The organism is Paenibacillus sp. 22594 (assembly GCF_052044425.1).
Classification (GTDB): Bacteria; Bacillota; Bacilli; order Paenibacillales; family Paenibacillaceae; genus Paenibacillus_AQ.
On record NZ_JBQENA010000007.1, the window covers coordinates 363,011 to 386,519 of the forward strand.

Annotated in this window: 17 protein-coding genes and 1 other RNA gene; 2 read left to right on the top strand and 16 right to left on the bottom strand. The window is 49.8% G+C overall.

Going from position 1 to position 23,509, the window contains the following annotated elements; translation table 11 throughout:
• Positions 1–395 precede the first annotated feature (395 nt).
• From ACTJKB_RS22615 to ACTJKB_RS22630, 4 genes are all read right to left on the bottom strand, one after another.
• On the bottom strand, positions 396–953 hold the full coding sequence (locus tag ACTJKB_RS22615; RefSeq protein WP_440836617.1) for a zeta toxin family protein: 558 nt from the start codon (positions 951–953) through the stop codon (positions 396–398).
• A 13-nt stretch (positions 954–966) separates the two neighbouring features.
• Complete coding sequence (locus tag ACTJKB_RS22620) at positions 967–1,164, bottom strand: hypothetical protein (protein WP_025708165.1); 198 nt, start codon at positions 1,162–1,164, stop codon at positions 967–969.
• An 84-nt stretch (positions 1,165–1,248) separates the two neighbouring features.
• The gene (locus ACTJKB_RS22625) at positions 1,249–1,578 is read right to left on the bottom strand and encodes a DUF6155 family protein (protein ID WP_440836618.1); all 330 of its coding nucleotides are present in this window, start codon (positions 1,576–1,578) and stop codon (positions 1,249–1,251) included.
• 36 nt (positions 1,579–1,614) lie between these two features.
• On the bottom strand, positions 1,615–2,445 hold the full coding sequence (locus ACTJKB_RS22630) for an Rpn family recombination-promoting nuclease/putative transposase (protein ID WP_440836619.1): 831 nt from the start codon (positions 2,443–2,445) through the stop codon (positions 1,615–1,617).
• Between the two features lie 383 nt (positions 2,446–2,828).
• Between ACTJKB_RS22630 and ACTJKB_RS22635 the strand changes: the two genes are divergently transcribed.
• Entirely contained in the window at positions 2,829–3,710 is an 882-nt protein-coding gene (locus ACTJKB_RS22635) for a phosphotransferase (protein ID WP_440836620.1), read from the top strand.
• A 311-nt stretch (positions 3,711–4,021) separates the two neighbouring features.
• Here the strand turns inward: ACTJKB_RS22635 and ACTJKB_RS22640 are convergent, their stop codons facing one another.
• The 6 genes from ACTJKB_RS22640 to ACTJKB_RS22665 form a co-directional block, all read right to left on the bottom strand.
• Positions 4,022–4,264: a hypothetical protein gene (locus ACTJKB_RS22640; protein WP_440836621.1), complete on the bottom strand. Its 243-nt coding sequence runs from the start codon at positions 4,262–4,264 to the stop codon at positions 4,022–4,024.
• Positions 4,265–4,477: 213 nt separating this feature from the next.
• Positions 4,478–9,175, bottom strand: coding sequence for a polysaccharide lyase family 8 super-sandwich domain-containing protein (locus ACTJKB_RS22645; protein ID WP_440836622.1), 4,698 nt, complete (start codon positions 9,173–9,175; stop codon positions 4,478–4,480).
• Positions 9,176–9,414: 239 nt separating this feature from the next.
• Positions 9,415–10,461, bottom strand: coding sequence for a glycoside hydrolase family 130 protein (locus tag ACTJKB_RS22650; RefSeq protein WP_440836623.1), 1,047 nt, complete (start codon positions 10,459–10,461; stop codon positions 9,415–9,417).
• 32 nt (positions 10,462–10,493) lie between these two features.
• Positions 10,494–12,026, bottom strand: a complete 1,533-nt coding sequence (locus tag ACTJKB_RS22655; RefSeq protein WP_440836624.1) for an ABC transporter substrate-binding protein — start codon at positions 12,024–12,026, stop codon at positions 10,494–10,496.
• A gap of 77 nt (positions 12,027–12,103) precedes the next feature.
• Positions 12,104–12,988: a carbohydrate ABC transporter permease gene (locus tag ACTJKB_RS22660; protein WP_440836625.1), complete on the bottom strand. Its 885-nt coding sequence runs from the start codon at positions 12,986–12,988 to the stop codon at positions 12,104–12,106.
• A 10-nt stretch (positions 12,989–12,998) separates the two neighbouring features.
• Positions 12,999–13,937: an ABC transporter permease gene (locus ACTJKB_RS22665; protein ID WP_440836626.1), complete on the bottom strand. Its 939-nt coding sequence runs from the start codon at positions 13,935–13,937 to the stop codon at positions 12,999–13,001.
• Positions 13,938–14,189: 252 nt separating this feature from the next.
• Here ACTJKB_RS22665 and ACTJKB_RS22670 point away from each other — a divergent pair, with 252 nt between their 5' ends.
• Complete coding sequence (locus tag ACTJKB_RS22670) at positions 14,190–16,538, top strand: helix-turn-helix domain-containing protein (RefSeq protein WP_440836627.1); 2,349 nt, start codon at positions 14,190–14,192, stop codon at positions 16,536–16,538.
• Positions 16,539–16,661: 123 nt separating this feature from the next.
• Here ACTJKB_RS22670 and ACTJKB_RS22675 read toward each other — a convergent pair whose 3' ends face one another.
• The 6 genes from ACTJKB_RS22675 to eno all read right to left on the bottom strand — a co-directional run bounded on the left by ACTJKB_RS22675 (position 16,662) and on the right by eno (position 23,474).
• Positions 16,662–17,024, bottom strand: coding sequence for a type II toxin-antitoxin system death-on-curing family toxin (locus ACTJKB_RS22675; protein WP_440836628.1), 363 nt, complete (start codon positions 17,022–17,024; stop codon positions 16,662–16,664).
• A gap of 235 nt (positions 17,025–17,259) precedes the next feature.
• Positions 17,260–17,624, bottom strand: a transfer-messenger RNA (tmRNA) gene (ssrA, locus tag ACTJKB_RS22680).
• Between the two features lie 194 nt (positions 17,625–17,818).
• A complete protein-coding gene (gene smpB / locus ACTJKB_RS22685; protein WP_074088737.1) occupies positions 17,819–18,298 on the bottom strand; it encodes an SsrA-binding protein SmpB in 480 nt (159 codons plus the stop codon).
• Between the two features lie 254 nt (positions 18,299–18,552).
• Entirely contained in the window at positions 18,553–21,426 is a 2,874-nt protein-coding gene (gene rnr, locus ACTJKB_RS22690; RefSeq protein ID WP_440836672.1) for a ribonuclease R, read from the bottom strand.
• A 352-nt stretch (positions 21,427–21,778) separates the two neighbouring features.
• Positions 21,779–22,012 carry a preprotein translocase subunit SecG gene (gene secG / locus ACTJKB_RS22695; protein ID WP_074088735.1) on the bottom strand — a complete coding sequence of 78 codons (234 nt, stop codon included), beginning with the start codon at positions 22,010–22,012 and terminating at the stop codon, positions 21,779–21,781.
• A 175-nt stretch (positions 22,013–22,187) separates the two neighbouring features.
• Positions 22,188–23,474 (bottom strand): phosphopyruvate hydratase, encoded by a 1,287-nt coding sequence (eno, locus tag ACTJKB_RS22700; RefSeq protein WP_036726271.1) that lies wholly within the window; start codon positions 23,472–23,474, stop codon positions 22,188–22,190.
• Positions 23,475–23,509 lie beyond the last annotated feature (35 nt).

The window sequence follows — 23,509 nt, forward strand, 5'->3', positions numbered from 1 at the left end:
TAAACCATTCAATGTTCTCACTTATTATCAAAAAAAGTTTAGGCTCAACCTAAAAACTAGCGGTTAATGTCTTTTTAGCCCCCTAATCCATTTGGACACTTTTAACCACTTCAGATACAGATATCCTCAGTGAAACTCACTGTATCCATTAACAGCAAGCCCCAGAAACCGCGTAGCGGCAAGCTTTTTAACCACTTCGTATCGTCCAAAATAACCGCTGAAATGAAAAAAGACACCAATTAAGGTGTCTTCACTGATACTCCATATGGAGCCGAGGCGTAGACATGCAGAGCCACAATTCGACGGAAACCGCTGTTAGAACTGTACATAGTTGCCGGTTAGCAAAGACGTATAAATCCCTTGCTCTCACTTAATTGGCCCTAACTTGGACCAACTTAATACAAGTACAATTCCAAAGCTCCCCTAGCCCATGTAGGAATCTCATCACGGCAAAAGCTAATCTGTGAACGTTTGATCTCTGCCACAACCTCAGGTTCACTAGTATTGTCGATAATGGTGACTTCATCTGAAATCTCCAAGGCAGGCTTCAGATTACTCAACGATTGACCATATCTCCACCGAATATCTTCTTCGGCGATCCAGTGCCCTCCCTGTTCCACTCTTGAAGCTACCCGATCAATATGCATTTGCACATCCTGCAAACCAATATAGTACATGACGACTTTATAACCTTGTTCTTTAGCTGTCTTCATATGACGTAAAACAAAACTTCCCGACAGAGTAGTTTCTATAGCAAAATTTTCTTTTCGCCCGATTAATTCCCTTATTTGCTTTACAGCCTCTCGTCCGGCAGACAGGTCTGCACTTCTGGGGTCCTCCGGGTTAATCCTTTTGGCAATCTGGTCAGGATCAATAATGGTTCCAACATAATCCCTCATTTGAAAACTGATTGTGCTTTTCCCGGCTCCATTAGTGCCAGCAAAAACCGTCATTACAGACTCCCGATCAGTCATGACTAATAAGCTCAGTGCGATTTCCGGCTACATCGTAAGTAATCTCGAATTTTTGCCCAGTGGCATCTTCACGTATCCGTTTGCCGTCTTTTATATAATAAATGGAGGCTCCAGCCTTTTTGGCCTCTGCGACTGCATGCTGATTGGCCTTTTTCAATAACCGTTGCAATTCTTCTCTTTGGGGCAGCATTAGGATAGCACCTCGCTCGGATTTCGAATTTATTTTATAATATTATAACACAATCCTTATAGTTAAATAATTCGTTCGTATACGCTACTTAAGGTCTTCTTCTTCATCCATGTGTCCTAAATAATCACTATACAACTCCATCATCCAATCTCCAAAACCCCAGCCAATACCCTGACTGCTCTGCGTCAATTCGTTGCATCGATCAACAAACTCTTCTTCTAATTGATTGTCCACAATATACTTTAAAGCTTGTTCATATATGCTTGATATAGTACGATAGAATTTTTCATCTATGTCTCCATATGAAAGCGTAAAGTCTACTCCACATTCCACTGTAAAAATCATTAGCTCTGCAATTTGCTCCTTGTTAGAAAGTAATGAAGAGCAGCAAACGCGAGGCATCAATAATAACAAAAGGGAGCATCCGCTCATAGGATGCTCCCACGTTCTTTAGTTTCTCAAAGCATTAATTTCCTGCTCTGTTAATCCAGTTGCCTTTACAATGGTCGTTATGTCCAGATTCAAGTCTAGCATATTCTTGGCCACTTTTTTTATACCTTCCATTTCTGCACTTCCCAGCATGGAGGCCTCATCGTGCAAATACTTCTGTCTGGCTTCATACAACCGTCTGGCCTCTGAATCCTGACTCAAATATTGCAAGGTATCCATTGCCTTCTCCAATCCTGGCTCATTCATCTTCAGCACCTCCCATTGTGAAGTATCGGCACCTTTCAGGAACAATAGCCAATTGATCAATCCGCCTTCAGACGAAACACTATGTTCATCTAGCTTCGGCAATTCCAAGAAATGAACCTCGATGTCGTCATTCAAGGATATCCCTGTCCGGTCTTCCCGCAGATGAAATACGTTATGATATTGCTCATTCTTCAAGAACGAATAATTCAAAATGTTGATCGTTACGCATTTCTTCAACTCTAGATACTTCTCACCCTCACTGAGTTGACTCGCATACCGTTTGCTCCAATAAAAAAGCGTTCTTTTCTCTATGTCGTACTTATTAAACAGCTGCATCTCTATATCAATCAGTTTACCTTCAGAGGTCTTGGCATAAACATCAAAAATGGATTGTTTGTCGAGTGGATCGTCTTTATCCGTATAAGGATTCATCAGAATGATCTCAGTCAGCGGCGGCTCGCCAGCTTCCGTAAAAATGCGGTTAAGAAACGCCAGCAGCACATCCTTATTGTTCTCACTACCAAATATCCGTTTGAATACAAAATCCACACGCGGGTCCAGCAAATCCAGCGGCATCAGCTCCATTCATTATTATTATATCATTTTTCAAGGGTTCTGAACCTTGCAAAGATGTGTAAAACCGATCAGATTGAATCAGGTTGTCGTTTGAAGCACTGGAAGCTAACGAAAGCAGTTTGTAGTAAGTGAAGCAAGGAGGAGGGCGGAGACGCCGCTCCGAAGGGGATTATATTTAACTAATGGGCAATTTTGTTTCAATGAAAATTACATTGGTGATAGAAGTCCTTTGAAACGACAGCAGTGTCAATTATAATATAATTTGAAATAATTACCATTATGTTACGTTAGGAGAATTGTTGTATGTGTAGTTAAACTATTATATCCGTCTTATAAAAATGAGGAGCAACCGTTACCCTTGTGCCTTCATTATGAGAGGAGTGGGTGTATTCATGGATGAGAAAATATCAAAATACATTAATTATATAAAGGTAAAATATCCCAATATAAAAATCAGTAACATTCAAACAAATTTGACTGACGGCCTACACAACGACATTGTCATTATTAACGGAAATGAAGTCTTTCGGTTTGCAAAAACCGACTTTAGTAAACACCTTTTACTTAATGAATTTAGAGTTATTCAAATCATAAAGCAATATGTGGAAATGCCTGTACCCAATTTAGAAATTATCGATGAAGGAGTGTCGAAATATTCCTTGATCAAAGGCAATCCTATTTTTAGAAGTAATATTATGAACTTACATGTAGACCACTTCAATTTGTTTGCTGAACAGATAGGCCGGTTTTTATCTCAGTTACATTCAATTCCTCTAGGTGAGATACAAGAACACGATATAAGTTCCTTTCCCGGTAATGGTACAAGGGATTCTTATCTGGAGTTATATTCAAGAATTGAGGATAAACTATTTCCGCATATGAAGAGTTATGTCGTTGAACACATAAACCATATTTTCAAGCCCCTATTTATCAACGAGAAGTTTCTTGATTATGACCCGGTATTGATACACGGGGATTTAGCTCCGTACCACATCCTAGAAGCATCCAACAAAGTCGTTGGCATAATTGATTTTGGTGTTTCCGGCACCGGCGATCCAGCTCATGATGTTGGTGTGATTCTTGATACATTAGGGGAGGAAATCGTTAATAGAATTAGTCATTATTATGAAGGCATTAACACATTTATCGATAGGTCAAGATTCTATGCTAATGTCTCGTCAATACGATGGGCACTCATCGGGTATGAAAGCAACGATGTTTCTTGGCATTTAAATCACTTTTTTACCGCTAAAGAAATAGACCCTTATAGGTAAGACAAATAGAGCGGTAGTCCAGGACTTTATTTTCTCGTCCATGGCTGCCGCTGCTTTTATTATTGGGTCAGTCTATTACTGATTTTACGAATTCTGAAGGTATTACAATTCAAAAATCCGCGAGGAGTCAATACCTCCAGTTTTTTTACATTGATTACGTGGCGGCCAAAACCTTCTGTCTCCGTATAGGCTCAGTGAAACTCACTGTATCCATTAACAGCAAGCCTCAGAAACCGCGTCGCAACAAGCTTTTCAACCGCCACATATCGCCCAAAACATCCGCCGAAATGAAAAAGACACCCCTCAAGCCCTCAAGGTGTCTTCACTGATACTCCATATGGAGCCGAGGCGTGGACATGCAGAGCCACAATCCGGCGGGGGTTCTGCTGGAATTGTATAAGTATCCGGGAATGACTGAATACGGATAAATAGAAGGAAATCACCTCTTCCGCCTTCCCGAACTTATCCCCGACGAATGAAAATGACGGCACTATAGCAGGCCGTTCTTCATCTTCGGAATTCATAAGCATCGGCTGCCAGGACACACTGTACATGCGGAACGATTCTCTGGCTGATGTTGGCCATAAGTGATTCCTCCTCAGCTTCCTGCCTGCTCGGAGAGAGGGGACTGCATCATGATCCCCTCTGGAACAAGTTGGATAACAAGCTTATTATATACCGAATTGAAGGAGGCAAACACTTTTTACGAACATATGATCTTATGAGAATTTGAGCAGAGAAGGGGGTGAAAATTCCCCCTACTTATTTTACTTCTGCTCCTTGGCTGCCAGCATCCTGAGCAGAACTGTGACTGTTTCCGCCCTCGTCGCGGCATTGTTCGGGAAGAAGCTGTTGTTGCCCTTCCCCTGCATAATCCCCAGCTTCTTCATCTCGGCTGCCGCTCCTGCAGCCCAGGCCGGTATGTCGCGGTCATCTGCGAATCCGGCGGAGCGGGCTTCGGATATGAGGTTTAAGGCTCTCGCCAGCATTACGGCCATTTCCGATCTCGTCAAGGCCGCATCTGGACGGAAGTTGCTATTCGTATCCCCTTGGATAAGGCCCAAGCTTTCGGCTCGCGCAACGGCTGTCCGGGCCCACTGCCCGATCCGGTCCGCATCCTTGAAAGACAGGACTGCTTCTTCGTTCTGAAGCTTCAGCGAATTCGCCAGCATCACCGCGAATTCAGCGCGCGTTACCGTGCGATCGGGCCGGAACGAGCCGTCCGGATAACCTGTGATGATTCCCTTCTGTGCTGCTTCCAGGATATTGGCTTCGGCCCAATGACCGCCAATATCCCCGAAGGCATGACCGGGTACCGGAACGTCCGGCGTATCCGGGCCTTCTTGTGGATCATCCTTCGGATGATTTGGAGTTACCGGCGGGATCACGGGCGCTCCACCTCCCGGAGGACCTCCGCTTTCGCCGTTTGAACGCTCGTTAACGGATACATTTATTTTCCCCGTAACGGACGGACTCGCGGTCAAGACAGCCGTAATCGTCACTTCTCCGGCTTCAGATGGTGCTGTAAAGACCATGCTGAACCGGCCATTCGCATCCGTGAGCACTTTAGCCGTATTGAAGCTGCCGGACGAAGCTGTGACTTCTGCCTCCACGCCGGAGACCGGAAGATTGTCACCGTCGTAGACGATTCCTGCAATGGATACATCGCCACCGACCGTCACAGCTGACGGCGTCGCCTGGAGTTCGATAAGAACGGGTACTGGTGCGGCCTTAATTACGGAGACGGTTATCGTATCCGTCACGGCCGGACTCGCAGTCAAGCTGGCTGTAATAATCACATCTCCCGCAGAAGGCGGCGCTGTAAAGACTGTGCGGAACCGGCCGTTCGCGTCCGTGACGGCTTTTGCCGTCTTAAGGCTGCCGGACGAAGCCAATATTTCGACCTCCACACCCGGGACCGGAAGATTACCGTTGTCGTAAACGGCTCCGGTAACGGATAGGTCGCCTCCTGCCGTCACGGAAGAGGTTGCTGCCTGGATTTCAATCCGGGCAGGCACTTGTACTACTCCGTCTACGTGTACGGTGGCCGTCCCTCTCACGGACGGATTCGCGGTCACGGCTGCCGTAATTGTCACTTCTCCGGCAACAGGCGGCGCTGTAAAGAATGTGCTGAACCGCCCGTCCGCGTCCGTGACTGCTATAACCGGCTCAATACTGCCGGGTGCAGCCGTGATCTCGACCTCTACGCCGGATACCGGAAGATCGCCGCTGTCGTAGACGGCTCCGGTAACCGATACTTCGCCTCCAGCCGCCACGGAAGACGGCGCTGTCTGAAGCTCAATCCGGGCGGGCACTTGTACATCCTGGTTCACAGATACGGTTATCGTATCTGTCACGGCCGGACTTGCCGGAAGAACGGCTGTGATCGTCACATCACCGGCTGCGGATGGCGCCGTATAGACCGCCTTGAACTGGCCGTTCGCGTCTGTTACGGCTTTCGCAGCTTCGATGCTGCCGGGTGCAGCCGTGATCTCGACCTCTACGCCGGATACCGGAAGATCGCCGCTGTCGTAGACGGCTCCCGTAACCGATACTTGGCCTCCAGCCGCCACCGAAGATGGGGTTGCCTCCAGTTCAAGCCGGGCGGGAACCCTTTCTACGTTCTCTGGACCATACACTTTAAACTCCCAGAGCGAGTAGCCGTACGTGGTTGCTCTTTTCAGGCCATACATCTGAACGTATCTTGCATTCACCGGATCGAAGGAGATCTCGTCCGTTTCACCGTCTCCGGTCGCGGTGCTGTATACGGTCTTCCAGTCCTGTGTGTTGTCGGAGACCCGGATTTCGTACTCCTTCCCATATGCACTTTCCCAATGCAGCATGACCTTCGCGATGGACTGGCTGGAGCCCAGATCGACGTAGATCCACTGCGAATCGGAATAGTTAGATCCCCAGCGGCTTGTCAATGACCCGTCAACTGCATTTCCGGGAGACACGTCGGCGGCTTTGGATGAGCTTGCCGTTACCAGCATGCCTTCCGCGAGATTGGGCGCCACCGCTTCAAATACGTTAAATTCAGCGAGCGAGTAGCCGTCTCCGGTGCCCTGCTGAACGCCCTGCATCCGCACGAACCTGGCACGAACCTTACCGAAGGAAATATCGTCGATTCCGCCGTCACCCATCGAGGTTGTGTAAACATCCTTCCAGGTGACCGCATCCTCCGACACTTGAATTTTGTAGCTTTTCCCATAGGCCTTTTGCCAGTTTAGCCTAACTTTATTGATCATATAATAGTCCTGCAGATCGACATAGATCCACTCGTTGTCCGAAGCACTGGAGCTCCAATAGGAGCTTCTGTATAGATCCGTAGCATTCGAGGCAAATTGCTTGCCTTCGCTGGAGGAAGCGGTCACTCCTTTACTGTAAGCAAGATCGAATCCTCTGTCGTCGAGCGAGGTTCCCTCGTTCAGGGTCATGCTTCGGCCGGTAAACGTATCCTTGCCGAGTCTGTAGGTGGTTGTGGTTTTTTCTCCGTCCCGGTTCAGCGTCACGTTCACTGTAATCCCCGGTGTTTCGGGATTAGCAGCCGAGATGCGGACAGGTGTCACGGATTCGTCAATGATCACCATGGACGGCTGGTCCACTGTGACTGTCAATCCGTCTTTTACCTTCACTGTACCGGGCTGATAGAACAGCAATTCCGCAATGCCAAGAGAATTATGCCGCACCGCCTGAACCGAAGGCGTATTGGACAGAATACTAATCGGGTTCACGGCCGCGTAGCTGCCGACCTCTTCGGGGGTTTTATCCGGCAATACGATATACTCATAGGAAGCATCAACCGGCTTCACGCCATGATCGAGCCATAGGGAGAAAACCGGCTTCGTGATCGGCTCCGTTGAGCTTCCCGTGATGACGTCGCTCCATTGACCGGTCTTCGTCTCCCGCTTTACTTGAAAATCTGTCGGGTCCGGGAAAACATAACCGATCTTATCATTATACGCCCAGCGTCCGTTAGCCTGCTTCGTACCGTCCGGGATGACAGCGCCGTCTACGAGCACATCGCCTACTGCCAGACTTTGGTTCAGTGTCGTGTGCACCGGCGCGGTATTCGTCGAAGTGATACCTGCGCCCAGCGCGACCATTTCATCATCGAAGAAAAAGTAGCCTTTTTTACCGCTTGTGCTCAGCTTATTAAAGTTAAACGCGGTGGCCCCATAACGCTCATTGGTTACGCCGCCTACAAACGTTTTGGGGTTGTTGAAGTTCGTATCCTTCGTGAGTACATAGGGGGCCGTCGTACCGGGAACATGCGCCCAGTCCATCAGCGGGTACACGGTTCTGTATTCGTCGCCGGTTCTCTGAATGGCCGTGGCTCCCTGCGGTGTCCAGTAGAGCAGGTTATATCCGCCGGGGTTAATGGTTCTCCATTCGCCGCCCTTGACCGTTTTGGAAGACATCTTGACCGTAATTCCATAATCATCCCGCATATGGGAAGAGACGAGCGTCTGCCATTGCGTCATGTTGTTCGCGTCCATTCCGTTGCCCGTGCTGGTGCCGAAGCTGCGGATATTGGCCAGGAAACTCGCGAATTCCCCAGCCCGCTTCGGATTGGCCGCCTGCATCCACTGGAGCGGATCTTCATAGAAGGTTAGAGCCGAACTCTCATAACCCGGCCATTCCGGTCCGTTCATCCCCATCCCCAGATCGGCAACATCGCCTCTCACGAGATACCGGGTGCCATCCAGCAGGTAGGATGATAACGAATCAATCGCCGCCTTGCTGTACGAGAATGAGGTATCCGAGGTGATAAACGCCCAGAATGACATATCTCTGGCAAAGCTTCTTCCATAGCCCGTCGTATAATTGGTTTTGCCATGCATGAAAAAAGACATATCCGACTGGATGCCGGTCACGGTCGCCGTCACATTCGACAGCACGTTGAACGCTTCCACAGCGTTCCGGACGTTCTGGGCATCCTCCAGCAATAAGCCGCGGATCATATAATTCTGATTGTACCAGGACGAATTGGCTCCATCGACAGTGTTAGGGCTGCTATCCAGCGTGCCGATAATATTGGAAGCTTGTTCTGCAGTTAAATAGCCTTCACATAAAACCGCAATTTTTGCCAGCCTTAATTGCTTGCCGATGCCGGTCTCCCACCAGTTGGTTGAAGTCGGTTTTACCGTAAACCAATAGTCGAGCCCCTTTTGAATACCTCCCAGCAGGGTTTCATTATGATAATAGGGACCCTTCGGGTCAGCAAACGCCTGAGCCATCGACTGCATCCGGTCTAGGGCCAGATAAGGCGACCACGCGCGCCCGTTGGCACTGGAGGTCGTATTCGCGTAATCTACATCCCCCCAGCTTCCATTAGCGTTTTGATTGGATAAGTAAGTGCCAGCCTGTGATTTGAAGGTCCATTCGACCCGGCCGTTCGTGCCGTCGTTGATGATATCCTTGGAGACGTAAAAATCGACCATCCGTTTTTTCATCAATTTCATTTCAGCGGTCTCTTGAGAAGCGCTCACCGGCCCGGATGCGCTTGCCGATGCTGGCGAATAGAACCATATGGACGATATCATCGAACAAACCATAACAAGACATGTCCACCTCATTACATACCTTTGCTTTTTCTCAGCCATGCACATGCACTCCTTTGTCCCTCTAAAATTAAAACCGTAAATGATAGCGCTTTCCTTTGTGCGGACGAAAGAAGGCAGTTTGCACTGCCTCCAGCTTGTTACCATAGCGTACTTAATATATCCTCCAAGGAGATATCTGCCACTGCCATCACTTCGTCTGCAGCTCCGTAATACATGCGTACCGTCTGATCCAGCAGCAGGGCACCGCACGAGAACACGACTTTGCCGAAGAATCCATTCACCTCATAGGCAGCCTCCGGCTCCAATATCGGTACGCGGGATCTAGCAATTACCTTGGACGGGTCCTCCAGATCAAGCAGCACCGCGCCCATGCAGTAGCGGTGCTTGCTGTTCGCTCCGTGGTACAGCGCCAGCCAGCCGCGTTCGGTTCGAATCGGAACCGCCCCGCCCCCCATACGGGCTGAATCCCAGCCTTGTTCACTGAGCCCCATCAGGAAGCGGTGGTTCCCCCAATGGTCAAGATCGGGCGATTCGGCGATCCACATCTCGGGAGAGCCGAACGAGTTCGGCACCGGACGGTGCAGCGCATAGTATTTGCCGTTAATTCTTTCCGGGAATAAGATGACATCCTTATTTTCAGGAGCCAGCATCAGTCCGCGGCGCTTGAATGTCCGGAAATCCCGGGTCTCCGCCAGTCCGGCACCAACGCCGTGAGCCGAGGCGGAGCTGTAAGTAATATAATAGATGTCTCCGATTTGGGTCACACGCGGATCTTCAATTCCCCACGCCTCCAGAGCGTGTTCCGGGAACAGGGTCGGCTGCGGCTCAATCTCGAAATGTTTGCCGTCTGTGCTTCGCGCCACCCGCAGATGGGATAAGGAAGTGAGCATGACTGTTCGTCCGTTCTTTGCGATGAAGCGCGAGTCGGAGAAATCATAGGCGGGATCGTTTTTGTCGTAGCGCTCCACCCGTACATCGGTACCTGCCTCATTCAGCCGGGGGACGAGCACCTCGTCCGCCCGGTCCGATATCGGCGCTTCCGCAATGCGCAGTAAAAGGATCGTTTCATCCCCTAACTGCGCAACGCCTGCATTAAACGCACCCAGCACCCGAAAGTCGGGGCGGGAGGGGACAACGTCCCGGACCCGTATAACAGGATTTTGCGCGCTGCGTGTTATGTTCATGTGAAATACCTCTTTCAGTATTTTTAATGCTGTTATTTACCTGATGTGACAACGTCGATTTGCGCCTGAATTTCATCAATTACTTTTTGTCCGCCGAGGCTTTCCATTTTTTTGTCCATCATCTTCTTGCCTTCTTCGGCAGGCACCAAGCCCTGGCTAAGCGGCAGGAAGGTGGAATCGTGAAGCGGAGTGATTTTGGCATATTCCGTCTTCACCTTTTCAGCGTTAAAGTTGAAGCCTGCCGTTGGACTGAGCGTGAAGTTGTCCGGGTTGGTTGAGAAGTCGAACCACTTCTTGTCATCCTTCATCATCGTGTCCGGCGTGCGGTTCAGCGTTGGCCGCCAGGTCAACACAAAGCCCGGGAATGAATAGCTGGACAGCACCTTATAGCTTGAATCGCCGACCGGTTCCCAGTCCTTGCCTTGAATGCCGTATTCCATCAAATCGTGGTTTTCCTTAATCGACAACCAATTGGCTACATCCAGAGCCAGATCAGCATGCTTGGAGGAAGCCGGAATGCACAGGAAATTCCACTGCTGGAAAGCGGTATACGGCTTGGCCTTTTCCCTGTTCGGAATGAAAATCTCCAGCTTGTCGCTGCCGTCTTGCAGCATTTCCGAATATTTCAATCCTTCTACACCATCCGCCGCATAATAGGTAGCTGCATATTTGCCCTGCTTGAATAGTGTTTCTGCATTTTGTTCCTGTGCGATATTTTTGGAGATGATGCCGTCCTTATAGTATTTGGTGACGCGATCATAACCATCGGCAATCATCGGACTTGCCCATTGGCCGGTTACCTTCTTATCCTTGATGGAATATGCGAACATGTTGACACCGATTTCAAGCACTTCATCCAGCGCCAGATTCGCAGATTCGCTCAGGATAAACGGGAGTTTATCGGCTTTGATGCCGTTAATGACGAAGGGCTTCACATCCTTCTCTTTTTCCTTGACCGTATACAAGAATTTCTCCAGATCGCCAAGGGTTTTTAGCTCGGGAAGTCCGTATTTCTCGCGCAAGTCTTTGCGGATTAGAAGGCCGTAGAGCTGACCCTGGGTAGTGCCCAGCGGAATCCCCATAATTTTGCCGCCAAATTTGTTATATTCCCACATTTCCTCGGGAATGGATGCTTTGAGCTCCGGACGCTGCGCCACTCCGGCATCCAGTTCCATTAAAGAATTGCTCTCGATCATCTGATTCATGGATAACCATGGGGCATCCAGATACATATCGAAGTCTTCGCCGGCAGACATCTTCACGGAGACCGCATTCCCGTAATCGGACCAAGGCAAGAAATTAACATTCAAGGCCGCTCCGACGTTATCCGCTTTCAATTTGTCGTTGACCGCCTGCAGCACAGCGTCAAAGCCGTTCGGTTTATCCCCTGGAAAATAGGCTTTCAACGTCACCGTTTCCTTCGCTTGGGGTGCAGTGCTTTGCGTATTCGCTCCAGAACTTCCCTCATTGCCGTCCGTCTTCGTATTGCCGCCGCAGCCCGCCAGCATCAGTGAGGATACCAATACCGCTGTCGTCGTTGTGCCAACCCATTTTTTTAACCTCATTCCGTAATCCTCCCCTGTCTATGGAAAATAATCTATAATTCACCCGGACTAATCCGGTTAATGCCGGAAATGCTTCGTTAACCTTTTACCGCTCCTACCGTTAGACCTTTGACAAAATACTTTTGAAGCAAGGGATACAGTAGGACAATCGGGCCGATCGTCAATACGGTCGTCGCCATCCGTATACCATAGGTAGGCGGCGTCACGGCAATGGCTGCGCCGGAGGGAATCAGATTTTTGGCCGCTTCCATATTGGAGACCATCCGGCGCAGAATCAGCTGCAGCGGGAACAACTTCTCATTATCCACGAACATCAGTCCCATAAACCAGTCATTCCAGTAGCTCAGGGCATAGAAGAGGCCGACGGAGGCCAGAATCGGCTTCGAGATCGGAATCATAATTTGAAAGAAAATCCTCATTTCATTCGCTCCGTCTATTCTTGCCGCTTCCTCCAATTCCTCAGGAATGGTGCGGAAGAAACTGACCAGCAAAAAGACGAGGAACGGCTGGCATAACATCGTCAGAATGAGCACCCAGACGGTATTCTGCAAATGCAGCCACTGGCTGACCACAATATAAAATGGAATGATGCCTCCGGAAAAAAGCATAGGCAGGTAGCAAAAAAACAGAAACGGTGTCTGCAGGACATTCCGTTTGTTAGCCAGCGAATAGCCGAGCATTGCCGAAATGCACAACGCGGTTAATGCGCCTACGACAGTGATAAAGATCGTGACCGCATAGCCGTTGAACAGCACATCCGATTGTAAAACCGCCTTATACGCATCCAGCGATAAGGTTTGCGGAAATAAAGTATAACCGTGGGCAATCAGCTCCTCTTCGTCCGTAAAAGAGCCGATAATCATCAGCAGAAAAGGAAACACACAAAATAAGGTAAACAACAAAATGAACGTATGGGCAAATCCCGTAAAAGTTCGATCCGCAGCGCTCTGTTTCTGTCTCATAGTTCTTCTCCTAGAATAAAGCAGATTCTTTAGACACTCTTCGGGTGATCCAGTTGGCGGTAATGACGAAGATTAGACCCATTATCGACTGGAACAGCCCAACCGCCGAGGACATGCCGAAGTCATGCAGCTGTCTCATCGAGCGGAAGACGAAGGTGTCAATGACATCGGTAGTCGGATACAACGATGAATTGTCTCCAATGATGGCATAGATCATGGCAAAATCACCATTGAAAATCTTGCCTACGGCCAGCAAAGTCATAATCATAATAGTAGGAACGAGCAGCGGCAGCGTAATGCGCAGCACAATCTGCATTTTGGACGCCCCGTCAATCCGGGCAGCCTCATACAAATCCTCCGATATGCCGGTAATCGCCGCCAGGAAAATAATCGAAAGATAACCGGCTCCTTGCCATACACGGATTACCGTCAGAATGTAGGGCCAAAGCTTGGACTCAAACATCCAGTTGACCGGTTCCATCCCAAGATTCATCAGCCAGGTATTAATCATCGGCTCTTCTCCGCCAAATAAGGATTGGACGATCATTCCTACCACAATCCAGGACATAAAGTAAGGAAGGAAAATGAGCGACTGTGAAACTCGTTTGAAATACTTATTGCGGATTTCATTGAACATAAGAGCAATCATCACCGCAGCCACCGTAGTAAACACAATAAACAGGATGTTCAACACCAGCGTATTACGCAGAATGACCCAGAAATCATCTGAAGTAAAAAAGTAATCGAAGTTCCTAAAACCGACCCAATCGCTTCCCGTAATGCCTTTGGCAAAATTATAGTCTTTGAAGGCGATTATAATCCCGTAGATAGGAAAATAACTGAACACGAGAAAAAATAACAGCCCCGGTACAGCCATCGCATATAGAAATGGATTCCGGATAATATGCTTCAGCTTAGACCCCTTATTTGCATTAAGTTGGTATTGCATCTTGTTACATCCCCCCTCTCATCAAGACCGGCAAACGCATCTGCGTCCCGTTATCTCTGCCGTTACCTTATCAAGCCCCTGCGGCAACGGCAATTCAGAAAAACTCCAATTTATCCTGCAAGCGCAGATTTACGAACTTCCCAAAAACAACACTACTTCGGAAATAACCGATTCTGAAGACGAAAATGTCCGGTATGCTATAATAAATCTACAATTTATGAGCTCGGCAGTTATGATTACGGAGGTTCCAGCATGAAATTCAGACGTCCACTCCTCGCATCGTTGAAGCAGCATCCTACCTATATGAGGCTTATTTTTTATTTTGTCAGTGCAAACGTTCTGGTGCTGGGTATATCCTTTGCGCTGCTCTATTGGCAGTCCTCCAAGACGCTTCTGGAAGAGATCGGCGATCATTCCGAATCCCTGCTGGTGAACAGCGCCCAGAACACCGCGCGGCTGATGGAATGGGCACTGGAATTCAGCTTCTCCTCCAGCGATGACAGCACCCTTAAGGTATATGCCTTGTCGGATCAATACAGCGATTTTGAAACTTTCGAGGTATGGAGCCGGCTTATGGACATTAAGAACTCCAATCCGTCTATCGATTCGGTCTACCTCATCAACGATTATACGAATACCGTAGTCGATTCCCGACTCGGACTAAATGATGCAGGAACTTTCTACGATCAGGACATCATTAAACGTCTGCGGGACCCGGTTACCGCGAATCACAGCGTGCTCATTCCAAGAACCCTGTCTCTCCCTCTTACCGGGAATACGCCCAAAGAGGTGATGACCATTATAAGATTTTACGAAAGAGGCAGTTCGATCTCCGCTTTCGTAATGAATGTAGATACAGAGAACCTCATGACCCTGTTTCAGGATAATTCCAATTATCCCAACCGGTCCGTTGCCGTGCTGAATGACCGGGATGAGACCGTGTTTAGCAGCACTTCTTTGAAGCAGGAACAGATTGCGGAGCTGAGGAGCCACGTGATTAAGGGTGGAAGCGGATGGAAGCTCTTTCATCCCCGGACCCAGGGAGAGCAGCTAATGGTTTATACCGGTATCTCCATCAAGGGAATCCAGGATTGGACCTTTATCGAAACGGTGCCGAAGTCTGTCATTCTGAGGAAAATTACGGTTCTTCGCAACACCAGCCTGATCTTGTTCATCGCCCTGTTCATCGCCTCCTTGACCGTCATCGTGCTCATTTCCAAACGGGTATACTCGCCCATTCAAGAGCTGATTACCAGAGTGATGCGGCAGCATCAGGCAGAAAAGCCCGGTCTGGGATACAACACCAATGAACTGGACTACTTATCCAATGTGTTTACAGCCCAGCATAATCAGATCAATGAGCTGACCGAGCAATGGCGGCTTAATAAATTTTTGGGCAGAGAGAGGTTTTTACGGGATTTTCTGGGGGAGACCTACCATTCCGCACAGGAAATAGGTGCTCAATTTCAGGAGTGGGGCATTGACCTGCCGATGGATCAGCTGTCGGTGGCTATCTTCCGGATTGACCACTTCTCGGAATTCTCGGAGACCTACCCGGAGAAGGACCGGCGTCTGCTCCGGTTCGCCATGTCCAATATTATTCAAGAGTCGCTGCAATCGTCCAGGCACAAGCTGCAAACGGTGGACATGGGGGACGATCACGTAGCCGTTGTCCTGTCCGTCCCGTTGTCCGAAGAATATGTGAAGAAGCTGCAAGTATCCCAGCAGTTAATTGAGCAGTATTTGTCCGTTGGAACGACTGTTGCCTGGGGCAGGACGCTGCCCGGCCTGACCGACATGCATGAGGTATATATGGAGACGTATGAACTGACGCAGGAACGGTTCCGGTTCGGACACAGAGCGCTCATTGTGAAGGCATGGCTGCCGGATGCACCCGGAGAACTGTACCACTTGCCTGTGAACAAAGAGCGACAGATCGCTCAGGCCCTTCCCAAGGGGAATGCAGATACGGTTCTGGAAGTTATACGCTCAGCCGTAGTCAAGCTGCGTGAAATGCCTTATTTTGAATGTAAAATGTCGCTGATTACCTTGTTTATGGATATACGCCGGCTCATGCAGGAGCACTCCGTTCAGCCGTTGACCAGTTCATGGGGGCTGACCTCCATCGAGAAACAGATCAACCAGCAGGAGACGATGGAGAATGTGGTGCCATGGATGGAAGCATTGGTGACCAAGACGATTGAAGACATCGTGGCCGCCCGCGGTCTGTCCAAAAACACCGCTCTGATCGAGCAGGCGGATCGGTTCATTGAAGAGCAACTAACCGATCCTAACTTATCCGCAAAAATGCTCGCTGATCAATTGGGGTTATCTGTTAATTATTTCCGCAGTTTATATAAAGCAGAGACAAACCAGTCCATTACAGACAAAATCTCGGAGAAGCGTCTAAACTTCATCTGTCAGGAGTTAATCACCTCCGACTCGCCCATTGAGCCCATCGTCCAGCATTCCGGATTCTCGTCGCTCAACACGTTTTATTCCATCTTCAAAAAGGTCTACAGAATGACTCCGGCCCAGTACCGGAAGAAGCATAGAACCGAAACAGAAAAGGTACAACGCGCAACCGGCCGGGAGGATTAGGAACATATAGGCCTTGTGCTGGAGACACAACCGTGATCCTGAAAAATGAAACCGTGGAATTGAAAAAATCCGCACCCACATGCGGTGCGGTATTTTTACATGCCCCCAACGAATTATCTCTCTTCAGAGTGTTCTTTCAGCATATGAGCTGCCCTTTCCAACGTATACAATCTTTTTGGCAATATCGACTATGAACTCTACTGCAGGCTCGCGCTTCATCCTTAGATAGTATCCATTCAGGATTAAGAAGGATTTTGTAACCAGATAGGCGGTACGTTTATTGCCATTGTAAAAGCAATGATTTTTGACCACTGACTCCAGTAGAGCTGCGGACTTGTCAAATATATCAAAGAATGCCTCCAGTACTTCAGGCCGAACCTGATTTGGCAGATGGCCTAACCGGGCTTTTTTTAAAACTACTTCACCGCGGTCATTTTCAACAAGCTCGATTTCATCCCCTTGCGAAAGATTAAGCTTGTCGGCCAAGGCTTTAGGCAAGCTTAATCTTTCGGGAATAACGGGTTACTTTGGATTTATCATTCGTCACTTTGACCACACCATTCTTTTTTTATCGTCCTATAGTAGGATCGCAACACTCTAAGTTATAACTTATAACAGTAATAACTATTATAACGTAGTACATTATATCAAATAACTAAGTTCATTAAAGCCCGGCCTATAACGAAAAAGACACCGATTAAGGTGTCTTCACTGATACTCCATATGGAGCCGAGGGGAGTCGAACCCCTGTCCGAAGATAACGGCACATAAGTTTCTACGAGTGTAGTTACAGTTTTGATGTCACCCGAGTATCGCCCCGTAACCGGCTATACGTTGGGTCAGCCTGATTATCTTCTTCTGCTGACCCCAGGCGGAGACCAGACAGCGTATCCCACTACTTGTTAGCCCCTATCCCTGTCACATGGGCGATGCAGGGTAGAAGCACGCACACAGGTTATTAAGCTGCGAAAGCGTAGTTGTTTTGTTGTTTGCCGTTTAATAGGCTTTAGCGTTGATGAAGCGGACGCGTCCCCACTACTCGCTGCTCATGCTCGAACTACCCCCGTCGAATCCAAGAACGGCCCCTCATTAGAAAGGGCGCTTCGGATCAAGCGGATCTTCTAGCAAAAGAGATCCAATCCACAGTCTCTAAGATTAGAAGACTGTCACGAAGCAAAAATCTTACTTACACAGTATAGCACACTTATCAACACTTTAACACGTGGGTTAAAGGAATTGAAGGGTAGATCTGGAACTCCAGGAAGTGCCGCACCATCGGCTTATCTGGCGATCTTTTGTTTCTCACGCAGCGCACGCGCGATGTCGCGTTGAGCATCTTTTTTGGCGGCGGTGTCGCGTTTGTCGTATTGCTTCTTCCCTTTACCCAGGCCGATCAGCAGCTTCGCGTAGCCATTCCGCACATACACCTTCAGCGGCACAATCGAGTAGCCATCCTGCTTGGACAGACCGAGCAGCTTGCTAATCTGCACCTTATGCATCAGCAGCTTGCGTGTGCGTGTCGGGTCCGTCGGATTATTGCGGTTCCCCTGTTCAAAAGGGCTGATGTGCATGTTGTGCACATGAATCTCGCCGTTCCGAATGGTAGCAAAAGCATCGCCAATGTTAGCACGGCCATTCCGCAGCGACTTGATTTCCGTACCGGTCAGCACTAAGCCAGCTTCATAAGTGTCCTCGATAAAATAATCATGGGAAGCTTTTTTGTTCTGGGCGAGCACTTTCCCGTCTGCTTTTTTACCCATGAAAGTCACCCCTTGAATCGAATTTCCCGTTTGCACGGAGTCAAACGTCAGATCTATATTGTACCAAATGCGATTATGCTAACGCAAGGAAGGATGATCCTCTCTTGTGCTGACACCGATCAGGCCATTGTACCAAGATCGCTAATGGAACAAATTGCACCAAGGATTACTAATTATGCGAAGCATATCAATACTTATCTTTAAAAAAACGCTGCCTCCTCACACAGGAAGCAGCGCCTTATATCGTATTCAGCTTACTCTTGCGTTTTTTTCTTCTTCTTGCGGCGGCCGCTGCCCTCAGGGCTGCCGCTCTTGTCGCTCTGCTCCACGTTGCCCGGTGTCACGGAAGGGCTAATGAAGACGCCACCCTTCTTTTTCTTCTTGCGGCGGCTCTTGCCTTCGCCGCCGCTGCTGCGGCCTTCGGCCGCTGGCCCGCTGCCGAGATCCTCGCGGCTGCGGAACCGCGTGCTGGCGTCTACGCCGCGCAGCTCGCTACCCTGCTCTGCTCCGCCGGTAGGGGCGCCATAGCCGCCCTTGCCGGAGCCGAAGCCGAAGCTGATGCCGCGTCCCCCGGCACCGCCTCCGGCCTCTCCGCCGCGGCCACGCCCGCTGCTGCGGTCCCGCTCACGCGGCGCGCTGGCCCCGCCAGCCTCGCCGCGGTTCACGGCCGCGAACGCCCGGCGCGCGGCCTCTGCCGGACCGCCGCCGCGCTTGCCGCGTCCGCCAGCCGGCGCACCGCCGCTGGCCTCTACCGCTGCGCGCGGCTCTTCCCCGGCGCGTGCTACCGCGCCGGGCTTGCCCTTGCCGGCGTGTGCTGCGCCGCCGTTTTTACCCTTGCCCGCGCCGCCAGTGCTGCCGGGCTTGCCCTTACTCGCGGCGCGGCCCTTGCCGCCGCCGGCTTTACCACCAAGCGGCTTGGCGAAGCCGCCGCCTGCTCGGCCGCCCTTGCCGCCACGCCCGCCATAGCTGCGATGCTCGCCCGCCGCGCGCGGCTTCATGTCGACCAGCTCGAAGTCGATCGTATGGTCGTCCATGTTGACCTTGGCGACACGGATCTTCACCTCGTCGCCAATGCGGAACACCTTCGAGGTGCGCTCCCCGATGAGCGCCATATGGGCTTCGTCGAAGTGATAGTAATCATCGCTAAGCGCGCTGAGGCGGATCAGGCCTTCGACGGTATTTTCCAGCTCGATGAACATGCCGAAGCTGGTAACACTGCTGACCATGGCATCGAATTCCTCGCCAACCTTGTCCTGCATATACTCGGCCTTCTTCAATTGTTCCGTATCGCGCTCAGCTTCTACGGCCACACGCTCGCGTTCCGAAGACTGCTGAGCGATTTCCGGCATCCTACTGGAGAGATATTCATGACGCTTCTCTGTGAGCGCCCCGCCATTCTCGATGACCTCACGCATGACGCGGTGAATGACAAGATCCGGATAACGGCGGATCGGCGATGTGAAGTGGGAGTAAAACTCGGCTGCCAGCCCGAAATGGCCAGTACTCTCCGCATCATACTTCGCCTGCTTCATGGAGCGCAGCATCATGGTACTGATGACGGTCTGTTCCTTCGTCCCTTGAATCTGTTCCAGCAGATCCTGCAGGGCGCGGGGATGTACCGAATTGCCACGGCCTTTGACATGATAGCCAAAGTTCGCCGCGAAGGCCATGAAGTTCTGCAGCTTCTCCGGGTCCGGATCTTCATGAATCCGGTATAGGAATGGCACCTTCAGCCAGTGGAAATGCTCAGCCACAGTCTCATTGGCCGCCAGCATGAATTCCTCGATAATCTGCTCGGCCACGGAACGCTCGCGTTTCACGATATCTATGGCCTTGCCGCTCTCATCGACGATAATCTTGCTCTCTTCAAAATCGAAGTCGACCGCCCCGCGCCGCATCCGGGCATCGCGCAGCTTCATCGCCAGTTCTTTCATCAGACGGAAATCGTCGATCAGCGGACTGTATCGCTCCAGCAGCTCGGGATCTTCGTCTTCGACGATTTTGCGGACATCGGAGTACGTCATTCTCTCTTTGGTGCGGATCACGCTCGTAAAGACATCATGCTTCACGACCTTCATATGCTCGTCGAATTCCATCTCACAGGACATCGTCAGCCGGTCCACCTTGGGATTCAAACTGCAGATACCGTTTGACAGGCGATGCGGCAGCATCGGAATCACCCGGTCGACCAGATACACGCTGCAGCCGCGGTCATAAGCTTCTTTATCCAGCTCAGAGCCTTCACGTACGTAATAACCAACGTCAGCGATATGCACACCCAGCTTGTAGTGTCCATTCTCCAGACGAGACACGTTCACCGCATCATCCAAATCCTTGGCGTCCGCACCATCGATGGTGACAATGTTCAGACCGCGCAGATCGCGGCGTCCCTGCTGGATGATCTCGTCCTCCGTAATCGAATCCGGGGCCTGCTCCGCTTCATGCATCACTTCACCCGGAAAAGCCTCCGGCAGCTGATGCTTGCGGATCACCGACAGAATATCCACACCCGGGTCATCCTTATGCCCCAGAATCTCAATGATTTCCCCCTCAGCCGCTGCGCGTCCCTCCGGGTAATTCACAATACGGACTACAACCTTTTCACCGTCAACCGCACCTTTGAAGGACTGCTTCGGAATAAAAATATCCCGGTTAATCCGCTTGTCATCCGGCAGCACAAAGCCATACGTATCCAGGCTCTGGAACACACCGACGGTCTGCAGCACCCCTCTTTTGACGATCCGTACGACTTCGCCTTCCATACGCCCGCCAGACGGACTACGTGATGTAATGCGAACCAGCACGATATCGCCGTTCATCGCACCCTTCAGGTCATTGGCATTGATATAGATATCGGGATGATCGCGGTCATCGGGGATAAGAAAAGCAAACCCCTTCGCATGTGCCTGCACACGTCCACGCACCATATCCATGCGCTCTGGTACCCCATAGCGGGCATTGCGGGTCAATATCATTCTTCCATCCTGCTCCAGCAGGAGCAGCAAATCCTCGAATGCTTTGAACGACTCGCTCTCCTCTATCGCGAAATGGCTCACCAGTTCGTCATATGTGAGCGGTTTATAAGCGGTTTCCCGCATGAAATCCAGTAATTGTTCCTGTGTTATCAATTTCGTCACCTCGGCCCTCCGCAGCATTCGTATGCCGCTGGCATATATGTATGTCTTGTCCTCTATTGCCTGTGCGTATTCCAGTAAATTTTACCATTATATACTCATACCCTAGTATACACGAAATCAATCCCCGGCATCCCTTTTATGATCAACCGACGGTTAACACAGCACAAAATTTTCTCAACTGCAAAACTTGTATATTCCAAAACAACCCCACAAAGCAGACCTGGGCATAAAGCTTACTCAGGTACTTTGCGGGGCCCCTTTAATCGTATACGTTCTAGGCTCCTAACAAAAAAGCCTCCGCCCCATTCTATAGAGAACAGAGTGAAGGCTTGCTGTTAGTAATCTAGTCTACCAGAACGGCCACAAGGATCGACATAATGAAGAATCCTGCTGCCAGTCCAACCGTTACACGCTGCAGTACGAGCTCCATACCGCGTGCTTTTGTTTTACCGAAGAGATGCTCAGCACCGCCGGAGATGGCACCGGAAAGACCTGCGCTTTTCCCTTTTTGCAGAAGAACGACCGCAATCAGACCGACGGAAAAAATCAGGAGCACTACTTTCAAAAAGATATCCATTCACTTCCACCTCCTACGTCCAAGCATCACTATCTATGCTAATTTGGGATTCACGTTTCATAAACAGCATTTTAATTTTATCATAGCCAAGATGCGAATACAACCAATTGAGAACAGATAGACAAAAAAAGCCTGCCGGAATCGGCAGGCTCTGTATACCAGTGCTCAAAAGGAATTATCTTTTGAGGTTGTAGAAGGATTTCAGGCCGTTGTATTGAGCCAATTCGCCCAGTTCATCTTCGATGCGAAGCAACTGGTTGTATTTAGCAACACGGTCTGTACGGGAAGGAGCACCTGTTTTGATCTGACCAGCGTTAGTTGCAACTGCGATGTCAGCGATTGTGCTGTCTTCGGATTCACCGGAACGGTGGGAGATAACTGCTGTGTAACCAGCACGTTTAGCCATTTCGATAGCATCGAAAGTTTCAGTCAATGTACCAATTTGGTTAACCTTAACCAGGATGGAGTTACCGATACCTTTTTCGATACCTGTTGCCAGACGCTCAGTGTTCGTAACGAACAAGTCGTCACCAACCAATTGGACTTTGTCGCCCAATTTTTCAGTAAGCAATTTCCAGCCATCCCAGTCATCTTCGGACATACCGTCTTCGATTGTGATGATTGGGTACTTCTCAACCCATGAAGCAAGCAGGTCAACATACTCAGCGGAAGTGTAAGATTTACCTTCGCCGGCAAGTGTGTATTTACCGTCTTTGTAGAACTCAGTGGAAGCAACGTCCATACCGAGGAATACGTCAACGCCTGGTTTGTAGCCGGCTTTTTCGATAGCTTCGATGATTGTAGTGATTGCTTCTTCGTTCGAACCAAGGTTCGGTGCGAAGCCGCCTTCGTCGCCTACAGCTGTGTTCAGGCCTTTGGATTGCAATACGGATTTCAGGTTGTGGAAGATTTCTGCGCCTGTGCGAAGAGCTTCTTTGAAGCTTGGAGCACCTACAGGAAGAACCATGAATTCTTGAACGTCGATGTTGTTGTCAGCGTGCTCACCACCATTGATGATGTTCATCATTGGCACTGGAAGAGTTTTAGCGTTGAATCCGCCCAGGTATACGTACAAAGGAATATCCAAAGCTGTTGCTGCAGCGCGGGCTACGGCCATGGATACTGCCAGAATTGCGTTAGCGCCCAGCTTGCCTTTGTTAGGAGTTCCGTCCAAAGTGATCATCAATTTGTCGATGCCCACCTGGTCAAGAGCGTCCATACCGATTACTTCTGGAGCGATAATTTCATTTACGTTCTCAACAGCTTTCAGAACGCCTTTGCCCATGTAACGGGATTTGTCGCCATCACGAAGCTCTACAGCTTCATGAGCGCCAGTGGAGGCGCCGGAAGGAACGATAGCGCGGCCTTTAGCGCCGGATTCCAGATAAACATCAACCTCTACAGTAGGGTTACCGCGGGAGTCAAGGACTTCGCGTGCATATACATCAGAAATAATAGTCATGTAAGTTAATCTCCTTTTAATATAGGTTATAGTCT